24 protein-coding genes and 1 pseudogene are annotated in these 21,048 nt (G+C 63.8%); 7 read left to right on the top strand and 18 right to left on the bottom strand.

Going from position 1 to position 21,048, the window contains the following annotated elements:
* Positions 1–103 precede the first annotated feature (103 nt).
* The gene (locus ASG84_RS25605; RefSeq protein ID WP_057479936.1) at positions 104–775 is read left to right on the top strand and encodes an NAD(P)H-binding protein; all 672 of its coding nucleotides are present in this window, start codon (positions 104–106) and stop codon (positions 773–775) included.
* Here the strand turns inward: ASG84_RS25605 and ASG84_RS25600 are convergent.
* A complete protein-coding gene (locus ASG84_RS25600) occupies positions 767–1,348 on the bottom strand; it encodes a TetR/AcrR family transcriptional regulator (RefSeq protein WP_235581851.1) in 582 nt (193 codons plus the stop codon). The genes ASG84_RS25605 and ASG84_RS25600 overlap by 9 nt on opposite strands.
* A gap of 270 nt (positions 1,349–1,618) precedes the next feature.
* Here ASG84_RS25600 and ASG84_RS25595 point away from each other — a divergent pair, with 270 nt between their 5' ends.
* From ASG84_RS25595 to ASG84_RS25575, 5 genes are all read left to right on the top strand, one after another.
* Positions 1,619–2,797 (top strand): MFS transporter, encoded by a 1,179-nt coding sequence (locus tag ASG84_RS25595; protein WP_200936706.1) that lies wholly within the window; start codon positions 1,619–1,621, stop codon positions 2,795–2,797.
* Positions 2,798–3,014: 217 nt separating this feature from the next.
* The gene (locus ASG84_RS25590) at positions 3,015–4,265 is read left to right on the top strand and encodes an MFS transporter (RefSeq protein ID WP_057479774.1); all 1,251 of its coding nucleotides are present in this window, start codon (positions 3,015–3,017) and stop codon (positions 4,263–4,265) included.
* A gap of 483 nt (positions 4,266–4,748) precedes the next feature.
* Positions 4,749–5,597 carry a tyrosine-type recombinase/integrase gene (locus tag ASG84_RS25585; protein ID WP_162248372.1) on the top strand — a complete coding sequence of 283 codons (849 nt, stop codon included), beginning with the start codon at positions 4,749–4,751 and terminating at the stop codon, positions 5,595–5,597.
* 13 nt (positions 5,598–5,610) lie between these two features.
* Entirely contained in the window at positions 5,611–6,123 is a 513-nt protein-coding gene (locus ASG84_RS25580; RefSeq protein WP_057479773.1) for a DUF2637 domain-containing protein, read from the top strand.
* Positions 6,124–6,233: 110 nt separating this feature from the next.
* Positions 6,234–6,590 carry a hypothetical protein gene (locus ASG84_RS25575; RefSeq protein ID WP_057479772.1) on the top strand — a complete coding sequence of 119 codons (357 nt, stop codon included), beginning with the start codon at positions 6,234–6,236 and terminating at the stop codon, positions 6,588–6,590.
* A 4-nt stretch (positions 6,591–6,594) separates the two neighbouring features.
* On the opposite strand, the gene ASG84_RS28840 is transcribed toward ASG84_RS25575, so the two are convergent.
* From ASG84_RS28840 to ASG84_RS27705, 4 genes are all read right to left on the bottom strand, one after another.
* On the bottom strand, positions 6,595–7,149 hold the full coding sequence (locus ASG84_RS28840) for a tyrosine-type recombinase/integrase (RefSeq protein ID WP_442971045.1): 555 nt from the start codon (positions 7,147–7,149) through the stop codon (positions 6,595–6,597).
* A gap of 75 nt (positions 7,150–7,224) precedes the next feature.
* A complete protein-coding gene (locus tag ASG84_RS25565) occupies positions 7,225–7,686 on the bottom strand; it encodes a phage integrase N-terminal SAM-like domain-containing protein (RefSeq protein ID WP_057479770.1) in 462 nt (153 codons plus the stop codon).
* A gap of 184 nt (positions 7,687–7,870) precedes the next feature.
* The gene (locus ASG84_RS25560; RefSeq protein WP_156399715.1) at positions 7,871–8,128 is read right to left on the bottom strand and encodes a hypothetical protein; all 258 of its coding nucleotides are present in this window, start codon (positions 8,126–8,128) and stop codon (positions 7,871–7,873) included.
* A 488-nt stretch (positions 8,129–8,616) separates the two neighbouring features.
* The gene (locus ASG84_RS27705) at positions 8,617–8,793 is read right to left on the bottom strand and encodes a hypothetical protein (RefSeq protein ID WP_156399714.1); all 177 of its coding nucleotides are present in this window, start codon (positions 8,791–8,793) and stop codon (positions 8,617–8,619) included.
* Between ASG84_RS27705 and ASG84_RS25555 the strand changes: the two genes are divergently transcribed.
* On the top strand, positions 8,792–9,010 hold the full coding sequence (locus ASG84_RS25555; RefSeq protein WP_057479768.1) for a hypothetical protein: 219 nt from the start codon (positions 8,792–8,794) through the stop codon (positions 9,008–9,010). The two genes, ASG84_RS27705 and ASG84_RS25555, sit on opposite strands and share 2 nt — an antisense overlap.
* Here the strand turns inward: ASG84_RS25555 and ASG84_RS25550 are convergent, their stop codons facing one another.
* The 13 genes and pseudogenes from ASG84_RS25550 to ASG84_RS28040 form a co-directional block, all read right to left on the bottom strand.
* Positions 9,011–9,301 carry a hypothetical protein gene (locus ASG84_RS25550; protein ID WP_057479767.1) on the bottom strand — a complete coding sequence of 97 codons (291 nt, stop codon included), beginning with the start codon at positions 9,299–9,301 and terminating at the stop codon, positions 9,011–9,013.
* The gene (locus tag ASG84_RS28045) at positions 9,285–9,440 is read right to left on the bottom strand and encodes a hypothetical protein (RefSeq protein WP_200936703.1); all 156 of its coding nucleotides are present in this window, start codon (positions 9,438–9,440) and stop codon (positions 9,285–9,287) included. Before ASG84_RS28045 ends, ASG84_RS25550 begins: the two co-directional genes overlap by 17 nt.
* A complete protein-coding gene (locus ASG84_RS25545; protein ID WP_057479766.1) occupies positions 9,440–9,772 on the bottom strand; it encodes a hypothetical protein in 333 nt (110 codons plus the stop codon). Before ASG84_RS25545 ends, ASG84_RS28045 begins: the two co-directional genes overlap by 1 nt.
* A gap of 6 nt (positions 9,773–9,778) precedes the next feature.
* Positions 9,779–10,714 carry a hypothetical protein gene (locus tag ASG84_RS25540; protein ID WP_156399713.1) on the bottom strand — a complete coding sequence of 312 codons (936 nt, stop codon included), beginning with the start codon at positions 10,712–10,714 and terminating at the stop codon, positions 9,779–9,781.
* 590 nt (positions 10,715–11,304) lie between these two features.
* Complete coding sequence (locus tag ASG84_RS25535) at positions 11,305–12,459, bottom strand: hypothetical protein (protein ID WP_057479764.1); 1,155 nt, start codon at positions 12,457–12,459, stop codon at positions 11,305–11,307.
* Positions 12,459–13,703 (bottom strand): SGNH/GDSL hydrolase family protein, encoded by a 1,245-nt coding sequence (locus ASG84_RS25530; RefSeq protein ID WP_057479763.1) that lies wholly within the window; start codon positions 13,701–13,703, stop codon positions 12,459–12,461. Before ASG84_RS25530 ends, ASG84_RS25535 begins: the two co-directional genes overlap by 1 nt.
* Positions 13,703–14,611 (bottom strand): hypothetical protein, encoded by a 909-nt coding sequence (locus tag ASG84_RS25525; protein WP_057479762.1) that lies wholly within the window; start codon positions 14,609–14,611, stop codon positions 13,703–13,705. The genes ASG84_RS25530 and ASG84_RS25525 overlap by 1 nt, the downstream gene beginning before the upstream one ends.
* Entirely contained in the window at positions 14,608–14,886 is a 279-nt protein-coding gene (locus ASG84_RS25520; protein ID WP_057479761.1) for a hypothetical protein, read from the bottom strand. The genes ASG84_RS25525 and ASG84_RS25520 overlap by 4 nt, the downstream gene beginning before the upstream one ends.
* A 2,070-nt stretch (positions 14,887–16,956) precedes the next feature.
* A complete protein-coding gene (locus tag ASG84_RS28465; protein ID WP_057479759.1) occupies positions 16,957–17,508 on the bottom strand; it encodes a hypothetical protein in 552 nt (183 codons plus the stop codon).
* Between the two features lie 1,232 nt (positions 17,509–18,740).
* Positions 18,741–19,076: a hypothetical protein gene (locus ASG84_RS25500; RefSeq protein WP_057479757.1), complete on the bottom strand. Its 336-nt coding sequence runs from the start codon at positions 19,074–19,076 to the stop codon at positions 18,741–18,743.
* A 561-nt stretch (positions 19,077–19,637) separates the two neighbouring features.
* Positions 19,638–20,117, bottom strand: coding sequence for a hypothetical protein (locus ASG84_RS25490; RefSeq protein ID WP_057479755.1), 480 nt, complete (start codon positions 20,115–20,117; stop codon positions 19,638–19,640).
* Positions 20,117–20,584, bottom strand: coding sequence for a hypothetical protein (locus ASG84_RS25485; protein WP_057479754.1), 468 nt, complete (start codon positions 20,582–20,584; stop codon positions 20,117–20,119). The genes ASG84_RS25490 and ASG84_RS25485 overlap by 1 nt, the downstream gene beginning before the upstream one ends.
* A pseudogene (locus ASG84_RS28040) lies at positions 20,584–21,048 on the bottom strand (hypothetical protein); the annotation flags it as partial. The pseudogene ASG84_RS28040 and the gene ASG84_RS25485, both read right to left, overlap by 1 nt.

Raw genomic sequence — 21,048 nt, 5'->3', positions numbered from 1 at the left:
CGATAGCTGCCATAACACGTCCGAACGCGGGAAGGTGTGCGCATGCACAACGCCCGAGGAAGGCTCGGCCGATACAGTGTTCACCGACAGCCAGGAGAGACCATTGAAGATCTTCATCATCGGAGCTGCCGGCGGCATCGGCTCCAGACTGAGCACCGTTCTGACCGCTCGCGGTGACACGGTCTCCGGAATGATCCGCAACCTCGCTCACCGTGACCGAGTCGAATCAACCCGCGCTACAGCTGTTTTCGGTGACCTCATCGATAGCGACGCCGCCACGCTGGCAACCGCGTTCGCCGGCCACGACGCCGTCGTCTTCAGTGCAGGCGCACACGGTACCGGCATGGACAAGACGACGTCGATCGACGGAAAAGGTTTGGAAAAGGTAGCCGACGCAGCGCACAGTGCGGGCGTGAAGCGGTTCGTACTGGTCTCGGCGTTCCCCGAATCGGGCCGCAGCCAACAGCCTTCCGAAGGATTCGAGCACTACATGGCCACCAAGAAGACTGCCGATGTCTACCTGTCCCACACCGAGTTGGACTGGCTGATCGTCCGGCCCGGAGTGCTACTCGACGAGCCGGGGGATGGCACCGTCACCGCCGGATTGGCCATCGAGCACGGCGACGTACGGCGCGACAACGTCGCATCGTTCATCGCGGCAGCGTTGGCCGAACCTGGACTGACCCGGACGATCGTCGAACTTACCGACGGCACAACGCCTGTCGCCGATGCGGTTCGGCAAGTGATCGCAGGCTCTGGCGCTCGGCTACCGTGACGAGTCGACGACTCCATTGAACAAGAGCACCATTTCTTTCTCTACAAGGTCCAGCGCCCTGGTGCTCCGCTGTGCCTTGCACAGCAGCAAGGCCCCCTCGATGGCCGAGAGTGCCATGGTGGCCAACCCATGGGCGCGTTCCTGATCGATACCGTGCTGCCACAGTGACGCCGCGATCGTGTCCTCCCACGAGGTGAACGACTCCCCCGCGGCAGCGAGTGCGGCCGGACTCTGAGGCCCTTCGATAGCGACGGAGGCCACCGGACACCCCGATGCGAAATCGGTGGCCAGTAACTCGCCGCGAAATCCGGAAATGATCGCTTCAACCGTCCGCAGCGGACCGAGGGTTGTCAATCCTGCCGAGATCATCGAACCCATGAAGGTACCGGCCGCTCGGGTCGCCTCTTCCACCAGCTGTGGTCGACCCTGCGGAAAATGGTGGTAGACCGAGCCTCGCGGAGCACCCGCATGTTCCAGGACGTCGGCGACGGACGTTGCCTCGACGCCCCTCTGTTTGAACAACGCGATGGCGCTTCGCAGCATGTCTTCGCGTGCGGTCGACCGTCTCGGCATGGTGCCACCTCTCGGGTCGGCTCCGATTATGTCGTCCATCATAACAACGGTGCTCAGCTGTGCACCCGACCGGCCGCACCCTACCTCGACGTCGCTGACGTGGGGAGGCTCGAGATGTATCACTCGGACTGATATGCGGTGTCAACACATTCGATTTCCCTGATCACCGACACCGACACACACTTAGCGGCGATGCGTGACCCACCTCACTCGAGGTCCTCCGTACGATTCAGGGAGATCTACATCACTCAACTCGGTTCCGAACCTGGTGTGCAGCAGAGGACGCCAGGTCGCACCCAGGGAATTCTGTTGGTCTCGATGAGTTGCCTGCCGGTGCTCGGTGCGGTGTTGCTCGCCCCGATCCAACCGCAGATGCTCGACGAGTTCGCCGACACACCCGGCGTCGAAGCCTTGGTTCCCCTGACCATCACTGCGCCTGCGCTGATGATCGGTTTGCTCGCGCTCGGCGCGGGACGGGTGATCGACAAGGTGGGCCGCATCCGACTGCTGACTTTCGCGCTCGTCGTCTACTCGCTGTTCGGAATCGCCCCGTTCTTCCTGGACTCACTCCCGTTGATCGTGGCGTCGAGACTCGGTGTCGGCGTTGCCGAAGCCGCCATCATGACCTGTTGCACCACACTGATCGCTGATTACTTCTCCGGCAAGGACCGCGCTCGCTACTTCGGGTTGCAGGTGGTGTTCACGAGTTTGTCGGCCGTCGTCTTCATCGGTCTCGGCGGCGCACTTGCACAGAACGACTGGAGAACTCCCTTCTGGCTGTACACCGTCGGAGTCGTCTTCGCGATCCTCACCCCGATCCTGCTGTGGCAGCCTCGTTCCACGACCACGATGCAGGACCTGGTTGCGTCGATTCGATGGCGGCCCCTGCTCAAGCCGTTGGCCGTCACACTGTTCGGCGGGGCCGTGTTCTACACACCGATCGTGCAGATTCCGATCAAACTCGACGCCGTCGGCGTGAACAACACAGCTACCATCGGCATCGTGAGTGCGCTTGTCGCGCTGGCCACGGCACTTGCCGCGCTCACTTTCGGTCGAGTCTCCGACGCCGGTCCGAAGATGTTGTTGCCCATTGCATTCGGTGCATCCGGTATCGGCCTGGCCGTCGTCGGCCTGGCATCGAATCCCCTGTTCGTCGCGGTTGGTGGCATCATCGCTTCGGCCGGATGTGGACTGCTGCTTCCAACGCTGCTTCACTGGGTTGTCAGCGACCTCGACTACGCTCAGCGCGCCCGCGGCACCGGAGCGTGGACGGCCGCCATGTTCACCGGCGAATTCCTGTGCCCCCTCGTCGTCGTCGCCCTCGGTGCCGTGTTCGGCGGGCTCACCGGAGCACTGATCGCACTCGGGACCGCGTCCGTGCTCATGGCAGTGATGCTTCCGAGGCTCGGGTCATTCACGGTCGACACCACACCGTCCAGCAACTCCTGAGAAACCAGCAATCCTCAGCCATGCCTGAGCCTCTTGGTAACTGAGAGCCTCTTGATACCTGAGCGAGCATGCGGTGCGGCCACGCCGCGCAGAATCCTCGAACCTGACACAGAGCGCACTAGCGTCTGAGCCTGGCTTCGTACCGCGGGCGAGTGATCGGCGGTGCCCTGGCCGGCATACCGGTATACGGTGCACTGGCGACAGGAGGACAGACCTGGTGGATTCGAGCAAGGGCGTCGACGAGTCTGCACTGCACCGGAACCGGTCCTTCCTGATCCTGTGGACCGGCGGTGTGCTCTCCGGTGTGGGTTCGTCGATGAGCACATTGGTATTCCCCCTGGTCGGCTTTGCCTTGACCGGCTCGACGTTCTTGGCAGGCCTGGCCGCCACCGGCGTCCTGACCGGCGAGCTGCTGGGGCGGCTGGTGTCCGGTCCGCTCGTCGACCGGTGGCGTCACCGTCGGACGCTCACTGTCGCCAATGTTGCTGCAACCGTGTCGATGTCGAGCGTCGCCGCCGCCTCGCTCACCCACACACTGAGTCTGATCCATCTGGTGCTCGCCGGGTTGGCGATCGGGGTGGCCGACGCGTTCGTCGGTCCTGCGGTATCAGCAGCAATTCGGCACGCGGTTCCGATAGGCCAGCTTCCGTTGGCGTACACACGCATTCAGGTACGGGAGCACCTTGCGACTTTGATCGGGCCACCGTTGGGTGGGGCGCTGTACTCGATCGCGCGCAGTGTGCCGTTCATCGTCGACGCGATCAGCTACCTGATATTCGGGCTCCTCTCGAGCCGATTGCCGACGACGACGAGAACATTGGATCAATCGAGCACGTCCTTTCTGAGCGACGCGCGCGACGGCTTCGTTTTCGTGTGGCGACACAGTTCGGTGCGCGCAATCCTGATGTGGGGAGGAATGTTCAACTTCGCCATGGCGTACGTGTTCACCGCCGTGACCTTGCGTCTGATCCGAGATGGCGTGAACCCGGTGGCCATCGGTCTCATCGACACGGTAGCCGCCGCCGCAGGTCTGATCGGCGCAGTTGCGGCGGGGCGCATTGTCGCGACCTTCCGCACCGGGCGGTTGACGATGTTTACAGGCTTGGCGTTGGCCGTCATCGTCGCCCCGATGGGATTGACGACAAATGTGGTCCTGATCGGTGCGCTGTTCGCCGCCGGCATAGTGCTGCTCCCCGCCAACAACGCCGGCATTTCCGCCTTCATCGCGTCGGTAACGCCCACACACCTCCAAGCACGCGTCAACGCCGCCGGTGGAGTCTTCTCGCTCGGACTTGCGCCGCTGGCCCCACCAGCAGCGGGGCTGTCGGTCGCCGCTGCCGGCGGACCGGCGTCGATGTTCATCGGCTCGGCACTCCTGGTCGCCAGCCTCGCGCCGCTCGCGGCCAGCCGGGACGTCCGGGAGCTGAGCAAGCCGGCCCACTGGCCGACAACTGCACTTTCCTCATGACAGTCACGGCCACCACCGCGTCGAGCAGGAACCGCCGCCGGAGCTGAGGCCGACATCGTCATCCCAGTCGATCGGGGCAGTGCGCACATCGAGAGAGCCGTGTCCGCGATGATGTCCAGGTCGGTATCGATCCGATACGCCTCGTGCCGTTTCGCGCAGCTTGCGGATGCCTAGACCTATCCAGAGAACAAAAGTGCCCCTGACCAGCGATCACGCTGTTCAGGGGCACTTGGTGTGCGCCATCAGGGATTCGAACCCCGGACCCGCTGGTTAAGGGACCCGCTTCCGTGACCAGCATCGGAGCGCGGCGGCGGTTCGAGATGCCCGAATCGATCCCGGCATGAGCGGGCACAGGGGTTTAGTGAGTGGTACCAGCGTCCCAGAATCGAATTGGTGTGACTTCACCACTGAACCTAACGTTGAGGTATAGAGATGGTCACGAACTCACCGAACCGCCCAGTACGTTTGCTCACCGCAGTACCGATGAGCGGTATGAACATGCTCATCGTGCAGCCGCAATGGCTCGACGCAATCGCCGACTGGGAACAAGAACTGCGCCACGCGGGTCGGTCGAAAGACACCCGCTACACTCGGACCTATCACCTTCGGCGGCTCGCCCACGACCACCGAGACCGATCCCCCTGGGATCTGACGCGGCACGACCTCGTCGCGTGGATGGCCGACCACAACTGGAAGCCCGAGACTCGGCGCAGCTACCGCTCGTCGCTCGCGACGTTCTATCGCTGGGGCCACGCCATGGGGCATATCACCGTCGACCCCGCGTTCACCCTTGCTCCCGTCAAGATCCCCAGGGCTCGGCCTCGGCCGGCACCGAACGACGTCGTCGACGACGCACTTCGTCACGTCGACCTTCGCGTCCGCATGATGGTCCTCATCCTTGCGTTCACCGGCATGCGCCGCGGCGAGTGCTCGCGGCTGCACACCAACCAGCTCGAACGCGATCTCCTCGGATGGCAGCTACGGGTGATCGGCAAAGGCGGCGTCGAACGACTGATTCCCATCGACGATCAGCTCGCCGCGACACTGCGGCTGCTGCCGAACGGCTGGGTCTTTCCCGGCCAGATCGACGGCCACATCAGCGCGCACTACCTCGGCAAGCTCGTCTCCCGCGCACTCGGTGACGGCTGGACCGCACACACACTCCGGCACCGATTCGCCAGCCTCGCCTACGCCGTCGAACGTGACATCCGCGCCGTGCAGGAACTGCTCGGCCATGCGTCGGTCACGACCACCCAGATCTACACCTACGTTCCCGAACAGTCCATGCGCCGTGCCGCCGCCGGCGCAGGTGCCGGACTGTTCGCCGCCTGACACAGGAGAACCAATGTCCCGCTTCCCTACTGCGGCCTCGATCGCAGGAACCATACTCATCGCGCTCGGTGCATTCTGGCTCAGCTTCACAGCGCTACGCGACCTCGCCGAACGATCCGGCGTACCCACCGATCAGGCCTGGGTGTGGCCGCTCATCGTCGACGGACTGGTCCTCGTCGCCACCGTCGCTGTCGTCGCACTCGACGAACGCCGTTGGTACGCCTGGACTCTGCTCGGGATCGGCGCGAGCTTGTCGCTTGCCGGTAACTCGTTACACGCGACGTACACCGGGGAGTTGCCCGTCGCAGTCCGAATCCTCGTCGCCGCAGTCCCTCCGTTGTCACTACTGGCCGTCACCCACCTGACCTACCTACTCGCCCACCGAGCCACGCCGGCAGTTGCTTCGATCTCGGAATCGACGACAATCGAACGAGTCAGGCCTCTCGTAACCACCCTCCCGACTGCCGAGGCGGAGGTACCCGACCTCGGCGCTTCGTTTCGCGAGGCACGTCGGGCAGCCTCCTAAGTCGCTCAGAGCGAGATTGGCAAAGCGGACTGACGTGCCGCATGCAGGCGAGTCATTCAAGGGAATGACTCGCCTGCTCCACGCCGAGAGTTTCTGGTAGGCATAGCCGTGTGAATTCAGATGCGAGCGACCCGAAACCCGACCGCAAGAAGCGCACGTGGCCACTCCTTCTCGGAGTACTCGTAGTCGTGATCGGGATCGTTGCCGTTCTCAGTCTCGCCTTCGCGGACAGCGCAGAGGACAAAGCCATCACGGCATGCCAAGATGCAGTTCTGCTTCAGCTCAAAGCTCCCGCGTCAGCGATCTTCACCAGTACAGGTGCGTCCGAGGTGAGCGAAGATAGCTTCAACGTTTCTGGGTATGTGGATTCCCAGAATTCTTTCGGAGCGAATGTGCGAAGCAACTTCGTCTGTCGAGACATCAGATCACCGTTCGTCACAGCAAACGACGTTACCGTCGACGGCTGACAGTTCACGCGACCGCGCCGAGATAGGCAGCAAGGGTATGCGCGGCGTGCGTGTCGAGGTTGCGGCGACCACGGTCGTAGATCCCGATGGTTGTCGAGATGTCGGCGTGCCTCGCGGCGATCTGCACCTCACGTAGCGGTACGCCCGCGTCGATCGCATTGACGATCATGCTGTGCCGGAACGTATGTGGCGTGACCCGCATGGTGATACCAGCGTGCTTGGCCACTCGGGTGCACACCTTGGCCGCCGACTGCCGGACCATACGCGAGCCGTCGCGACGCAGCAGCAGCGGACCCGCGGTACGTCCGTCGATGACAGCGTCGATCGCGCGCATGACGACCGCGGGCTGCGGGACGATGGCTTGCGCGCCGCCCTTCTGCGTGAAGGTCATGACGCGGTGGCCACGGGAGTAGCCGAGGACATCAGGGACGTCGAGGCTGCACACCTCGGATACCCGTAATCCGTTGTAGCCCATGATGACAACCAACGCGTAGTCGACGGGCGAGGAGTCGTACGCCTGACGGCACACTGCCTGTAGTTCGTTGCGGTCGAGGTGCACCTTGGTGTTGGTGTCGCGCTTGTCCTTCGGCAATTTCAGCAGTCGTGCAGGNCTCGTGGGACGCCTCGTCGGCGGCTACATCGCAGACCGCAACGCGTAGTCGACGGGCGAGGAGTYGTACGCCTGACGGCACACTGCCTGTAGTTCGTTGCGGTCGAGGTGCACCTTGGTGTTGGTGTCGCGCTTGTCCTTCGGCAATTTCAGCAGTCGTGCAGGGTTTTTCGTGACCAGGTCGTCGTCGAGGGCGATCTCGTAGAACAGTTTCAGTGTGCCCATGCGGTGCCGGATAGTCGACGAACAGTTGTGGCGGTCTTCGGCCAGGTGGCGCATGTACATTTCGAGGTGCGGCCGACGCAACGCGAACACGTCGAACCCCGTTCTGTCGCACCACAACACGAATATGTCCATGTCGTATCGGTAGGACACTCGSGTGTTGCCATCCCAGCGTTGCAGGAACGACTCGACATAGAATTCGCGGTCGATCAGGGACATCGACTGCGGGACAGCGGGCAGCACGGTACCGTTCAGCACGGTCACACTCCAATTCGAGAGATTGGTGGGTGGCAAGGCCTCGTCCGGTGTTCCAGCACCGGCCGGGGCCGCTCTTGACTGTCGCCACAGTACGCCCAAAACGGGCAGCCCGGTACTGATTTCGGACGCGAAAAAGCCCCACCCGCAACGGATTGCGGGTGGGGCTTCGTTGTCGAGCAGACCGGTCAGGTCAGAGCGCGGTCTCGTCCTTGACGACTCCGCCTTCGGTTCCGGGTTCGAGAGTGCCGCCGGTATCACCGCCACCGTTGTCGACGGCCGCGTCGGGCACGATGCCCTTGACGGGGTCGAGCAAGGTACGGATCTCGGCGGCGGTGTCCGCGTCGGCACCGGTCGCCTCGATGATCTTCGTGGCCGCCTGATCGACCTCGATCGCGATGGCCTCCCGGACCTCGGCGATGGCCTTGGCGGATTCGGTTCCTACTGCCATGATGATGCTCCTTCGTGAGTGTTCCATCGATGCGAGCACGGCCGCGAGTGCGACCGCTCCGCCTATCTGCCACCACACAGGGCGACACCTCCTCCTGTTGAGAAGCGTTGCGATCGGGCAATACTCACCGATCAGTTCTTGGGCCACCGCCGACGGGGCGACGGCTCACGCACGCCCGCACCCGTACAGTCAGGACACTGCCGGTCCGGCCACGACGAGACGTACTTGCCGTGACGCATTTCGCCGGCGGGAATGCGGCCGGCACCGCGGCACCACACACAATCGACAGCAGCCATCAGCGGTCCCGCCTCACGTCGTTGTTCGCACGCCTGTTCGATTTCTGTTAGCGTGACGGGAGCGGGACGCGGTCAGGAAGGGAAGCCTGCGCCGTGTCCCGCGACTACGTTCGAGAGGCACCTGTGGAGCTGTACCGGATCGGAGACAGGTGGGCCGAGCCCGCACCCACACACTGCCCGCGGGGGCACGAACTACGCGGCGGCCGAGTACTCGTCGGGTCGCAGGTCTGTTCGTGCGAGATTCACCATCACCGCACCCACGCCTGCCGAGAATGCGGAGCGGTGACCTACACGCCACCGATGACCGCCGACTGCACCGACAGCAGCTTCGACGGTCGGGCCCGATAGCCGGGGCATAATCAGGGTCATGGCATTCGTGTACCTCGTCGACACCGTCAGCTACGAAGCGTCGGGCGGCAACGCCGAACCATTCGCCACCCTCGAGGGCGCGATGGCCAGCAGGTCGTGGGTCACGGAGTGGACGCACGAGCGTGACGCCGACACGGGTCGCGAAGCGTGGACGCAGGCCGGCAGGAACTCGGTGGAGGACATCGAAGAGATCCGCCTGGTCGAGATCGGCCCCTAGCTAGATTTTCAGGTCGGCAATGATGTCGCGCGACGGCGAGAATGCCTTCATCTGATCGATCATCCACTTGGCCTGCCGAGCCTTCTCTGCCTGCACTGCTTCGATCGCACGGCGCGTGAGCTCCAACGCGCCACGGGATTCCTGGTGCGCGAGCTCGACGTAGAAGTGGTTGTTGTTGTCCCGGTACTCCACGCGGTAGTCGTGGAATCCGTCCGGCCCGTTCAGAATTCGAGTGACGTGAAGCGATCCGATCGAGTCGGAGTTGATGTTCAGGTCAACGTGCAGCGTCATGGCCGCTTCCATCCTCACGCGCGTCGTGGATGATGACATCGTCCGATCCCTCGTACCGGTAGCCGCGGCGGCCGTCCGGCAGCAGCACCCACCCGGCCTGTCCCTCGTCGGCGGGCGGGGTGAAGATGTCCTCTGCCATCAGTGGACCCACTGGACTGGGTCGTACATGCGCAAGGTGCGGCCATCTGCCAACTCACGCGCGAGTGCGTCCAGGTCGATTGTGTCCGCCCACTTCGTGCCACGCAGCGAGTCGATCGCTTGCGCAGCAGTAAGAGCCGGCGGCCGCGACGCCACGATGGTGCCCTTCACGACAGAGATGTAGATCTCGACGGCAATGACACAGCCTGCGCACATCTCCGACGCGTCGTTGTTCGGGGTGGGCTTCTCGAGCTTGACGTCATCGGCACTGCGCGCCATCTGGCACAGGGTCGTTCCATCCGGAGCCCACACGTGTCGTAGTTCGGTAGTCATGTCTGGTCAGCTTTCCGGAGTCTCGTCATCGAACGCGTAATCGAATTCGCTCTGTCGTTCCGCGCGCTCGACGTCCACGACGCGTTGGATGGTTCGGTCGATGCGCACCCCGCCCGAAGCTCGCCGAATAGTACGCTCCTCGATCTCCACCGTCAGCTTGTCGTCGGCACCGACCGGTCTGGCACCGCTGCTCACACCGAGCAGGAACCGGTCGTCAGTGACCTTGGCGGTGAACGTTTCACCGTCCTCGGAGAAGCGCCACTTACGTGAGGTGTTCTGGTTGAGTTGGACGGTCTCGACGCGGACGGTCGTCGTGCGTACCGAGCTGTCGAGCAGTCGTTCGACCTGTTCGAATCGGTAGGCGGGGCGGTCCTCGTCGCGGATCACGATTGTTTCGGGATCGACTTCGGATCGGGTGGAGTCGATCTCGAGTGTGTCGATGCCGTCTTGATCGAGTGGTGCGGTGAAGGAATCGACTGCGGCGCGGAAGGCGGGGTCTCGGATGACGAGATCGGTTCCGGCCGGCACCGTGATCGAGGTGCCGTTCTGGTCGATGTAGGTGATGGTGCCGCGACCGTCAGCGGAGTCAGTCCGCTCGAGGGTCACACCGCGACTGTTTCGGAGCCACTGGCGGAGCTTGATCGCGCCCTTCACCACAGCCCACAGGGTTCCCCCGACGTAGGCGAGGTTGGCAGTAGCAGTCTCCACATCGGAGGACGTCAGCACCGACAGCACGAGGTCGATGTCGAACGATCCCTCTCGGGTCGCTGTGATCTGTAAACTGGGAACTGTCTTGTCGCCCACAGTTTCCGGGCCGAGCAGACGGGCGGTGGCATCGAATGCGTCACCGAGGGCGAGGAGTGCCGGGGCGAGGGTGCGCACGTTCATGCGGTGATCGGCGAGCGCTTCGCCGTCGTACTTCACGCTGAATTCTTCGGCCACGGTGCGCACTCTATCCACCACCCACATCCCGTGTGTGCAATCGGGTACACACGAGCGTAGCCCCAGACCCGATCAGTGAGCATTCACATTGCCGGGTCCGTCGAACCATCCGGGAGTAGCGGATGGTTCGACGGGTGCATAACTCGCGTTATGCACCCGATCGGGAATCGTGGACGGACCTTCGCGTGCCCAATCGGCGCGCCTTGATGGACGACTTTTTTGGCGGGTTAGCAATGATGTGGACTTCTATGTCATCAACAGGTTCGTCCGATGCCAAGAATGCAGCCAGCGGGAAGTAGGACAGTTTCCGTCGACCGTTCATCGGCCCCACCTCCCCTCTTCCGTATGTAAGAAACCAAGCACCCCGATTGCATACTGCCCAAGTTCAGTTGGCAAGAGGCCTCGCTTGCCAACTGAAACGATGTTTGGCTTGGTGTTCCGGTTGAACTCGCGTTATGTCCCCGACTCGCGAGCCGTCTCGTCAGGCGCAGGGGCGGCGCAATCGGGTTCCTGGGTCAACACGTGCAGTGTGATCCCGCTGTCGTAGGTGAACAGGACTTCCCCGCACTTCGGGCATTTCTCGTGCATGACTACGCCTTCCTGAGCCAGATACCGGGGGCAGTGTTCTGCACCCCTGCGCCCGCTGTGAACGTCGCGGGCAACGCTGCTGCCGCGCTGGTGAAGTAGCCGACCGCGATACCGGAGAACGTGACGATGTCAGCGGTATCGATACCCACGTCGGGTAGTGAGATCGACCCGGCGAGTGTGCGCATGGTCGGGTTACCGCCCTGGGCTGCGACACCGAGCCAGACACGCTCGCCGCCGACGAGGTTCGCCGCGATGGTCGCTTCCTTGACGCCCGCCGTGGACGCATCTCCGACTGCACCCGAGTCGAGTATCAGCGCACCGGGGTAGCCGCCACCGTCTCGGTAGATCCCCCACCGCAGCAACGTCGCCGCAGCGCCGGTGATGACCTCGGACGCGATGCGGTCGTAGACGCCCGATTCGGGGACCACGAACGGCACGACACGGAGACGGTCGGCAGTCGGCAGTCCGGTGTTGTTGAATGCCACGTTCGGGATGCCGTAGTACTTCCCCGATCGCAGCCGACGCACCGGACGGTTCTCCACGATCCATGTGGTGCCGTCGTTGACCACCCGGACAATCTGACCTGGCGCGATGACGACGGATGACGCTGTCACTGCCCCGAGCGTGAGCGTGTCGGCCCCGTTCGGTGACAGCGTGATGGCCGCCGTACCTCGGTTGTGCAGGGTGTAGTCCAAGCCCTTGTTCAACGAGAGGACAGGCAGGGTCCACGCTGCGGCTGCCGTCCCGGTGAATACGAACAGGGATGCGGAGCGGTCGAGGGTGAACGTTGTTCCGGTCTGCATGGGTGCGACCTTGCGGAACATCGCCGGGGGGATTGCACCGAACAGTGGCACCCAGGTCAGTCCGCTGTGGATCATGTCGACGGACTCGCCGGGGTTCAGGATGAAGCTGGTTGCCGTCGTGACGCCGCCGACTGCGATCGTGTCTGCCGAGCTGCGGCTCACTGTCACCGGTGCCGCTGTCGGTGCGACGACGATCCGATAGATCGCGAGGTCGGAGTTCGGTATCCCGGCGCGAGGCGGGAGGACGACGGTCGAGGCTGTGCCGCCGTAGACGAACCACACACCGGGACCGGTGATGTTGATGTTCGTCGCGGACGATGTGTAGAACGGGAAGTCTGCCTTGTTCAGCGCCATCACAGGCCTCCTGCTCGTCGAACCAACGGGGTGAGGGCGTCGGCCATGAGAATGTTCCCGGCGTCACCGGGGTGGATGCCGTCTGGTGCAAGCGCGGCAGGAAGTCCTACCTGACCGGACACGACCGGACCCGACAGCGGAGTAGACGTGTCGGCCACGAGGACGCCCCGGTCTCGTAGTGCGAGCGCTCGGGTGTTCGCCGCGATGCGCTTGGAGTCCGCTGCACCCCATGCGTGGATCGACGGGTCGGTGGGGATCATCGTCCAGAGCACTGGCGTGACGCCGGTGCGGGCGCACGCTGCGAGCACACGCTGGTACATCGCGTCGGACGCTGCGAATCCGGCGTCGGTGAGCGTGGACTCGTTGTTCGGGGAGCTGTTCGGGAACAGCAGTACGTCGGGCTTGACGTCGGAGAACAGGACGTCGATTGCCCGCTCGCCGAACTGGGATGTCGCCTGACCGGACCAGCCGCAGTTCGAATACTCCACCGCGAGAGCGTCGGAGGTGAGGCGATCCGCGACGAGTCCGCCGAAACCTTCGCCGATGTAGGTTCCGCGACCGTCCGACAGCGAGTCGCCTATGACCATGACGTTGACGACCCGGCCACGGGACCAGTAGCGGACGCCGATGATCGGGGACTGTGAGACGTTCGTGGTGCTGGTGAACACGGACGGGTCTGTGACGCCGTCCCCTGTCATCTGCCGCATCACCCAGCGTCGGCCGGCCTTCGTGGCCCAGTTCGTCAGGTCGTCGGTGCCGTTGCCGAGAACGGGCAGGTCACCGCTCGCTCCCATGTATGCGCGGATAGCGAGCAGCGGCTTCGATCCGCCATCGGTGCGCGGGATGCTGGACAGCGGAATGATGTCGGACAGGGCGTAACTCAGGCGTCCGGTAGCGGGCGCGATCGGCAAGGCCATGCGGAGCAGGCCGCTCTTGGTGACCTGGGTCCATGTGTTCGCGCTGCCATTGAGGTCCGCTGCGGTCGCGAGGGTGGTCACCTTGATCGAGACGGCGTTGTCGGAGTACGCGGGCTTACTGTTGGCGAAGATGATCTGCACCGCCTCGTACGGTGCCTGGAGTTCGCAGGCGACATGGAACGTAGCAGGTGTGAGGTTGTTGTACAGGCCCATGCGTCCGCCGATGATGCGTTGGCCGACCGTGCCGGATGGGCGCTGGTCACGAGAGCGTTTGCGGGAGTCGGCGCGCGACTGGCGCAGCGCTTCTCCGATTGTTGCCGGATCCATCAGGCACCCACTCCCAGCATCAGTCCATCGGTGTCGTAGTTGAACGTCCACGTGGTGGTGCCGTCCGACTGCGTGGCAATCCGGCCGTCGTGCGCGTCGTCGTAGACGTAGGTCATCGTGACGGCATTCTTGGTCTCGGTCTTGATCCGCTTCGCCCCATCGGGAGCGGTCTCGTACGTGTAGGTCGCGGTCGGCGCAACGGGGACATAACGATTTGTAGCCTCAGCTTCGGTGATCGCCGCCTCGACCTTGTCGCGGACCTCCGGCGCGAGCATCGCCGCCTCGACCGAGTCCGCTTCGATCACACCGCTGCCCGCCGGCAACGGCACCGGAACACCGACCGGGACCTGACCGTCGGGCGAGCCGGGAGCCTCGCGGTAGAACTGGATCCCGTCCTCGACGATCTCGACACCGGTGATCGAGAACCCGATCGGGCCCTGCACCACACCGGTACCCGAGCCCGGCACGTTCACTGGCTGCACCGTCGTCAGATTCACGATCGTCGGATTGCGGCCGGCCACCAACGCAGCGTCCGGGTCGTAGACCGGGAGCGCGAACGAGAACTGCTTGCGCACCACCTGCGCACCGTTGAGCCGCAGATCGAACGAGGCCTGCCACTTCCAGTTCGTCGGGTTCGTCGCCTCGTTCGGCGCGAGAAGCATCACGTACGGCAGACCACGATGAGTCAAACGGCCGTTGCTGTACGTGCACACGATCGGCTGCACCGACAACCACTTCGGCATCGTCGGCACCCGGATACCGCCGGCCGACTCGGAGAGCATCGGCTCCAACTTCACCGTCCCCGTCAACGCCACATCATCGGGCAGATCGTCGGAGTCGAGCCCGTCCATGACGAGGCCACCGATCCAATCCTCCACACGGCCGTACTGCAACACAGGAGACGTCATGCCGGTCCTTCCTGACCGTCGATAGCGAGCACCGCGTCGGGATCCGACTCGGTGACGATCTGCCCTTCGAGAATCTGTCCTTCGAGAGCCGGGCCCATCCCCGTATAGGGCTCCGGCTCGGGTACGACGAACACCTGCTCGTACACGGGCAACGGAACTGCCCGACCCGTGAACGAGACATCAGGGTGGTCGGTTCGAGTGATCACCAACATGTCGCCGTCACGACGCGCGGTGTACTCGAACCCTTCCTCGTCTGTGAACACAGCTGCTGACATGTGAACGCTCCTATTCGGGGTCGGGGAGATCCTGGGCCAAGATGAATTCCCAGCCGCCGGAGTTGCCGAAGTCCGCTCGGCTCAAGCCCAACTCGGTGTAGCGGTACGCCGAGCCACGCGGAATCGCATTGGCCGTATCCGGATACGTGAGCACCGGTGTGAACGTGTCCGTTCCGGTCAGCTTGAACACCGTGAACACGTTGCCCTCGGCTCGGAGTTTGAAGACGTCACCGGAGTTGACGGTGAAATCCTGCGAGGCCAGCACGCCGCCGCCAAGCCACGGCCGATACGCCAACGTCACACCGGTAGAACGAACTTCGACATCGACATAGCTGCGGACCCGGAGATACGCAGGCCTGGTCGTCGGCGTGCGGATCTGGCCGGACACCTCGTGATCGTCGCGGGCCATCTTCGCCGTCACCCGATACCGCCGGCGGCCGTTGTCGATCAGCCCGCCGGGCAACATGATCGCGCCCGAGACGACCACTGCCGCTGCGCCCTCCTGCCGGGAGAGTGTCGGTGGAATGGCACCCGAGGAGAAGTCCTCGAAATAGATCACCGGTTCAGGCAGCGGAAGATTCGTCGGCTGTCCGATGCCGATCCACAACAATGCCGCAGCCGGAGTGAACGTCAACGATGTCGCTGCGATCGTCGACTGCTCGGTGATCACCGACGACGAGATGATCCGGTTCGCAATCTGCGGCGGATACAGYAGACCCTCACGTGGGACRGAGGCGTTGTTGATCTTGCCGACRAGCTGGCGCTGYGAGTTGGTCGGACCCGGCTGGTGAACGGCCAGCCACACCGACTCGTTCGCCTCGAACACCAGCTCGTTCGGCAGGTTGTAGATCTGCTCCCCCGGCCCGGTGATCACCGCCGTCTGATCCGGGGACACGTGCTCGATCACCGTCGGTGCGCGGTCCACGTCCGACGGANTCGGACCCGGCTGGTGAACGGCCAGCCACACCGACTCGTTCGCCTCGAACACCAGCTCGTTCGGCAGGTTGTAGATCTGCTCCCCCGGCCCGGTGATCGCCGCCGTCTGATCCGGGGATACGTGCTCGATCAGCACCGAGCCATCGTCAGGATTCATCCTTCCGATCAGAACGTAGATCGGATTCGGCGACGACGCAGGGATGAAGCCCAGCGCATAGACCACCGAGCCACGGCCGCCGGACCACTGCATCCGAACGAACCCCGCCTCCACCGAGTTCTGCGGAGGAAGGTAGACCGGATCCGATTTGGTCACCGCAAAGTTGTCCGAGTGAGCATGGCGATCGAGAGTCGTATTCGCGGTCTGTGACGTGCCATTGCTGTGCCTGTGGGTCGACCACGACCCGGTGTCGTTGCTGATACCTCCGCTGAGTCCGTTGACGTCTCGGTCGCGAGAGATCTGAAGGAACGTGCACTCGTGGTTGGTCATGCAGTGGTAGTACGGAACGACCGGCAGACCCTTCTGCACACCGACGATCGCAGCCTGCACCGCATTGACCTGCTGCTGCTGAGCCGCACCGATCGCCGCCGCAGCAGCCTCCGCCGCCGACGTCGCGGCCGCAGTGGCATCGACGACGACCGTGCCGATGGCCTCTTGCGCGCCCTGCGCCGCCTCGAGCGCAGCACCGGCGTCGGCCTTCGCATCCTCGATCGCCGTGAACTCACTGCCCCGAATCGCGAAACCCGTCAGGCCCGCCGAGAACTCCGGTGTGGCACCGAAGAATCCGGTCCACGTCATGCACGAGAACATCGAGAACTTGTGGTTGCCGTCCACCGGGAAACCCGACACGTCGTCGTGGACGATCAGCTCGACGCCGTCGACGACCACCACATACCGGGTGTCCTTCATCCGCAGTTCCGGAGTGGACGAAAAGTTGTACGAGCGTTCGGTGTTCGCCTTCCACTGCGACCGAGTCATCGTGTTACCCGACCGGGTGAACCGGCCGATCTCGCAATGCCCACCCCAGAAGTCGACGTACACACCCTCGGTGCCGGCCGCATTGCACCGGCCGTAGATCGCCGTCCGCGCGCGGGTCGCGATCTTCCCCGACTTCGAGAGCGGGTGCACGATCGCAATCACCGAATAGTTCGGTGACGACGCCGCCTGCGGACACAACGCGTACTGCGTTCCATCATCGACGAGACCGAACGGTGCCGACTGGTTGAGCTGAGCCGCCTGGTCGATGACGACGCCGCCTGCGGACACAACGCGTACTGCGTTCCATCATCGACGAGACCGAACGGTGCCGACTGGTTGAGCTGAGCCGCCTGGTCGATGATCTCCAACGACTGACCGTCACCGAACTGCTGCCACACCGGGACGACGCCGGGATTCGGAGATCCCAGCGACGATGCGTTGATGCGGTTGTAGTTGTCGGAATACTCTGCGCCCGCAGCCATCCGACCTTCGAGGGTCTGTACGCGCGCCGACAATCCGGCGGTCAACACCTGCGCGGTGTACTCGCGGTCCTGCGCATCCGGGGTGTTCTCGAAACCCTGATCACCGGCGAGCACGCCACCGAGCGCGCGCAACGCTTCGGAGTTCCCGATGTTCACACCACCGGGCTTGTCCTGGTCCCGCCCGTTGTAGCCGACGTCCGGGTTCTTCGGGTCGAAGTATTCGGGCACAGGCCTACACCGGAACCGGGATCGGGCGGACCCGGAGGTAGGCGCGTTCCTTGCGCGTCTCGAGCCGGGTCTGCGCCGTGGTCTCGATCTTGCGTGCGATCAGGTAGATGTTCACCGCGGTGTTCGCCGGGACGATCGTCGACGAGGACGTCGGCACCGAGATCGTTTCCTCTGCTGCGCGCGAGAGGATCCGCGGCACCCACTGATTCTGGAACGCCGTGATCGTGATCGCCGGCCCACGCGCGAGCAGTGGACCGGCCACCGCGCCGAGGCGGCACTCCAAGTCGACGCGGATGTTCGCGGTGGTGAAGAACTCGACCATGCCGTCGACCTCCGGCTCCCACGCAAAGGGCTGCGCCGGCATCGGCATCGTCACGATCGAGATGTACTCGCCCGCCCACCCGTTGCCAGAGTTCACGGCGAGCCAGTCCTCGGCCGAGCCTGCCTTCTTGTAGACGCCGGGTGACTGGTAGATCTTGCGGGGACCCCACTTACCGTCGGACCGCTTGGCCAGCACATCACCGGTGACAGCCGCGATGTCGCCGTCCTCGTAGTCGGTGGCCGCCTCGACAGCCGCCGCAGGGCCGGGCACCGTCGACGGCGCGCCGACGTCACCCTTGCGCAGGACGAAGTCAGCGGCGTACGCGCCGGGAGAGATCTCCTCGAACGCAACCGACCCGTCGCCTGTGGTCGTCGACGTCACCGAGCGCACTGCCAGCGTCGGGATCGCACCGGTGTCGCCCTTGTCGCCGAGGTAGTTGGTCAGCGTCTCGAACTTCACAGGCCCGCCGGGGTACTCCTCGACGACGATCTTCACATCGCGTGAGCCGTCGACGCGCCAGCCGTGGCCGATCCAGTCCGGAGTCAGTGTGCCGATCGCGGGAATGTCGGCGGGGATCTGCGCGCGATGGATCTGCACCGGTGTGCCGTCGCGGCCGGGATCGCCGTCGTCGCCCTTGTAGGCGAGTACGTCAACATCCATCTCGCCGCTTTCGATCTCGGCGACACCGCGGCCCGTGGTGCGAATGTCCCACTGATCGTGCAGGCGGAGGTTGAGTTTCATCGGGAGTTGGAAATTGAAGCCAGCCATCAGAGTGAGGCCTTCCCATTCATCGAGGTTTCGGTNTGTCCCACTGATCGTGCAGGCGGAGGTTGAGTTTCATCGGGAGTTGGAAATTGAAGCCAGCCATCAGAGTGAGGCCTTCCCATTCATCGAGGTTTCGGCACAAGAATCAGAACCGGGGTCGTGCTGGCGGGGCAGGCAGAATCGGGCCACCCGCATCACGGCACGTCCGCACCACGTCGAGTTCCCAATCGATCTGCAAGTCGATGAACTGCTCCATCGCCTGGACTTTGAGCAGCAGATCGTTGACCTGCTCCTTGTACGGGGAAATCAGGGTGAGAGCGGCCGCCGACAGCGTCGCCGCACCGGATGCTTCACTGTTACCCGCGTCTGCGTTGACCTTCCGTTTCTGCGACGAGATCATCCACAGTTGCGCCGCCAGCACGGCGACAGCCAGTGGAGTGATGACGGAGAAGACCTTCAGGACAGTGTCGAGCCATGTCATCGATCGCCCTCACCCTCTGCCAACGCCGGCGGATCGGCGGGCCGCGGAATCAGTAATGCCCGGGTCATACTCCGGCGGTCCCGCACGATGTTCCAGATCCGCAGGCCGGCCGCGACCGTAATCGCCACACCGATGCTTCCCGCGGTCATCGCCCGTGTGCCCAACGCGAACGCAGCGATCCCGTACCCGAACCACAAGAGACCGATGATTGCCAACGAGGTGATCTCCGCAGACGTCTCCTGGCGNCTTCCCGCGGTCATCGCCCGTGTGCCCAACGCGAACGCAGCGATCCCGTACCCGAACCACAAGAGACCGATGATTGCCAACGAGGTGATCTCCGCAGACGTCTCCTGGCGGATCTGCTCCGGGGTTCGTGATCTGCTCGAGTTCCAGGTCGCGATCAACCCGCCGATCCCACCGAATCCCATGATCGCGAAATAGAAGTTCGATCCCGTCGGCCATGCCCGGTCGAGGGCAGACGAGATCTCGAACGGTGTTGCTACAGCGAGGATGCCGATCCACATCGAGAGCCCGAAGGCGACCTTCTCGAAGGACCCCGCYCTACGTACGACGAGCGGTTGCATTCGRTGCCCTTCGATCGCGGAAATGGAACAGGGCAGAGATCCGGTTGTGCAGTGCGAGCAGTGCGAAGGCGAGTCGGCCKCGGCTGTTCGCTGCGGCGGCGAGGATGTGAATCCAGGCGACCCAGGTGTAGACGACGATGCCGGTCAGGCCGGCTGTTTCGAGTTGCCGCGCAGCATCGAGGACAGCGAGAGCGAACAGGGCATACCCCGTCGCCGCTGCCATGTAGGCGTGAAACAGGATTCGTGCCGAGAACTTCGAYGCTGCAAGCAGGATGACGGCGACCATCAGAAAGCCGATGCCCCAGATGATCTCGCCACCGAACTGACGGAGCGTCGCRTAGGACGGGCCTGCGATACGGTCGGGTCCGCCGATGATGAACGCGGCTCCGAGAAAGAACGCKAGAACGGCGGCGCGGAACGGKGGCAGATACACGTCCGCTTCGCCCTGCCCCGGCACTACTGCACCTTCGGTGGCTTGATGGCCAGTTTGTTCTGCAGATACGARCTCGCCGCAGTGCCGACGGCCCCGAGCCCCAGGCCGATCGCGATCTTCCAGTCACCGATCTGGGTGAAGTCGAAGTTCGGATCGACGACAGCCTGAATTACTGCSGTGACGAACGCGATGACCACAGCCGCAACGCCGCCCTGGACCAGCGTCCGCAATGCACGGGACTTGGCCTGCATCTTGATCCAGCCGACCGGGTCGAAGTCGCCRTCTTCGGTGATGACGGCCGCCGCCGGGAGGTTCGCGAACAGTTCGTCCATGCGACGTCGCCCTTCGGCTTCGAGTCGCTCGAACAGCTCGTCTGCGCGCGCCTGGGCAGCAACGACCTCGGCGTTCACCTGAGCAATCGCACCCTCGAACCGAGACGTGATCTCGGCRGTGACGTTCCGGGTGATGATGTCGATCGCGTTGTCGGCCATCACTTGCCCACTTTCGCCAGCACGACCTTCGCCGCCGTGTCGCCCTTATCTGCTTCGCGCCGCACGAGGTCGATAGCCCACTGCTCACCCTCGAGCGCYTTCCGCTCGACGAGTTCCTCGTGGGTCATCGCGTCGATGTTGAGCACGTAGCCAGCGAAGGTATCGATCGGTTCGTCGTTGGTGCGGTACTTCGACCGCGATGGGAATTTCTTGGTGAGCTCGTCGTCTGCAAAGGACATGGTCACTCCTGTGTCGGGTAGCAGTGCGTCGCCCATCGCGTCGCACGTGGCGAATCGAGAACGTCTGTCGGCGAGGCCGTTGAGGCCGCCGTTGATAGCGCGGGTCGCGCCGTCGATGTCGCGGCGGTCGGACAGATCGTTGAGGGGACGTTGGGTGGTCCAGTACCAGACGGCTCCGATGAAGCCGTATCGGTCGTCGGCAGCGGCATCAGGGTTGTCGACGAG

This window comes from Rhodococcus sp. Leaf278 (genome assembly GCF_001426085.1).
In the GTDB taxonomy this organism is placed as follows: domain Bacteria; phylum Actinomycetota; class Actinomycetes; order Mycobacteriales; family Mycobacteriaceae; genus Rhodococcoides.
Note: the sequence above shows the minus strand (reverse complement) of the source record. Positions and strands in the feature narration are given on the sequence as shown.

Bases quoted from the DNA above. Each gene is read 5' to 3' on its own strand.
- ASG84_RS25600 (WP_235581851.1), bottom strand. From the start codon at position 1,348: ATGCCGAGACGGTCGACCGCACGCGAAGACATGCTGCGAAGCGCCATC.
- ASG84_RS25585 (WP_162248372.1), top strand. From the start codon at position 4,749: ATGAGCGGTATGAACATGCTCATCGTGCAGCCGCAATGGCTCGACGCA.
- ASG84_RS25580 (WP_057479773.1), top strand. From the start codon at position 5,611: ATGTCCCGCTTCCCTACTGCGGCCTCGATCGCAGGAACCATACTCATC.
- ASG84_RS25560 (WP_156399715.1), bottom strand. From the start codon at position 8,128: ATGGCAGTAGGAACCGAATCCGCCAAGGCCATCGCCGAGGTCCGGGAG.
- ASG84_RS25555 (WP_057479768.1), top strand. From the start codon at position 8,792: ATGGCATTCGTGTACCTCGTCGACACCGTCAGCTACGAAGCGTCGGGC.
- ASG84_RS27705 (WP_156399714.1), bottom strand. From the start codon at position 8,793: ATGACCCTGATTATGCCCCGGCTATCGGGCCCGACCGTCGAAGCTGCT.
- ASG84_RS25550 (WP_057479767.1), bottom strand. From the start codon at position 9,301: ATGACGCTGCACGTTGACCTGAACATCAACTCCGACTCGATCGGATCG.
- ASG84_RS28045 (WP_200936703.1), bottom strand. From the start codon at position 9,440: ATGGCAGAGGACATCTTCACCCCGCCCGCCGACGAGGGACAGGCCGGG.
- ASG84_RS25545 (WP_057479766.1), bottom strand. From the start codon at position 9,772: ATGACTACCGAACTACGACACGTGTGGGCTCCGGATGGAACGACCCTG.
- ASG84_RS25535 (WP_057479764.1), bottom strand. From the start codon at position 12,459: ATGGCGCTGAACAAGGCAGACTTCCCGTTCTACACATCGTCCGCGACG.
- ASG84_RS25530 (WP_057479763.1), bottom strand. From the start codon at position 13,703: ATGGATCCGGCAACAATCGGAGAAGCGCTGCGCCAGTCGCGCGCCGAC.
- ASG84_RS25525 (WP_057479762.1), bottom strand. From the start codon at position 14,611: ATGACGTCTCCTGTGTTGCAGTACGGCCGTGTGGAGGATTGGATCGGT.
- ASG84_RS25520 (WP_057479761.1), bottom strand. From the start codon at position 14,886: ATGTCAGCAGCTGTGTTCACAGACGAGGAAGGGTTCGAGTACACCGCG.
- ASG84_RS25500 (WP_057479757.1), bottom strand. From the start codon at position 19,076: ATGACATGGCTCGACACTGTCCTGAAGGTCTTCTCCGTCATCACTCCA.